Genomic DNA, 1,259 nt, shown 5'->3' with positions numbered 1-1,259 from the left:
GGTGGCACATCTATATCTTTGAAAGTACCAGACATACTGTCTTTTCCACCTATTGCTGGTATTTCTAATTTATTTTGAACATAATACGCTCCCAATAATGCTGCAAATGGTTTACCCCATTTAGCAGAATTTTTTCCTAGTTTTTCGAAGTACTCTTGGAAAGTAAGTCTTGTTGTTTTATAGTTACCACCTATAGCAACCAATTTACAAATTGATTCTACTACTGCATATAAAGCTCCATGGAACGGACTCCATTTTCCTATTTTAGGATTATATCCATATGTCATTATAGTTGAAGTGGTTGTTTCTCCACCTAGTACTGGTATTTTAGCAACCATACCTTGAGCTGGTGTAGCTTGATATTTTCCACCAAATGGCATTAACACTGTATTCCCACCTATACTATTATCAAATTTTTCAACTAATCCCTTTTGAGAACATATATTTAAATCTGATAATGCTTTTTCAAATTTTTCTTTTATTGATGAAGCTTCACATTCTACATTGCCATTTTGGAAGTATGTATCTTCTTCATCAACTTTATTTACATATATATTAGTTGTTTGTTTTACCCCATTCGTATCTAAGAATTCTCTTTTTAAATTAACTATTGTTTGATTATTCCAAGTCATTCTTAAATATCCAGTATTAGTTACTGTAGCAACATGAGTTGCTTCTAAGTTTTCTTCTCCAGCTAATTGGATAAACCTTTCTTTATTTGATGGATCTATAGCAACTGCCATACGTTCCTGAGACTCAGATATTGCAAGCTCTGTTCCATCTAATCCGTTGTACTTTTTAGGAACTAAATCCAAGTTTATATCTAAACTATCTGCTATTTCACCTATAGCAACACTTACTCCACCTGCTCCAAAGTCATTACATCTTTTTATCATCTGAGCAACTTCTTTGTTTCTAAAGAATCTTTGGATTTTTCTTTCGTTAGGAGCATCACCTTTTTGAACTTCTGCTGAACAAGTTTTTATAGAATCTTCACTATGTTCTTTTGATGATCCAGTAGCTCCCCCGCATCCATCTCTTCCTGTTTTTCCTCCAAGAAGAACTATTATATCACCATCTTCTGGTCTTACTCTTACTACATTTTCTTTTGGTACTGCAGCTATAACAGCTCCTATTTCCATTCTTTTAGCTACAAAATCTTCATCATACACTTCTGAGACTTGACCAGTAGTTAATCCTATTTGATTACCATAAGAACAATATCCATTAGCTGCTTCTGTAGTTATTTTCTTTTGCAT

1 protein-coding gene is annotated in these 1,259 nt (G+C 33.4%); it reads right to left on the bottom strand.

Annotated elements, in window-relative coordinates:
• On the bottom strand, positions 1 to 1,259 hold a 1,259-nt coding region (locus J7G74_RS16165; protein ID WP_297137275.1), incomplete at both ends, for an AIR synthase-related protein.

Source organism: Terrisporobacter sp., assembly GCF_017888745.1.
Taxonomy (GTDB): Bacteria; Bacillota; Clostridia; order Peptostreptococcales; family Peptostreptococcaceae; genus Terrisporobacter.
This window is presented reverse-complemented; position numbering and strand designations above follow the sequence as displayed.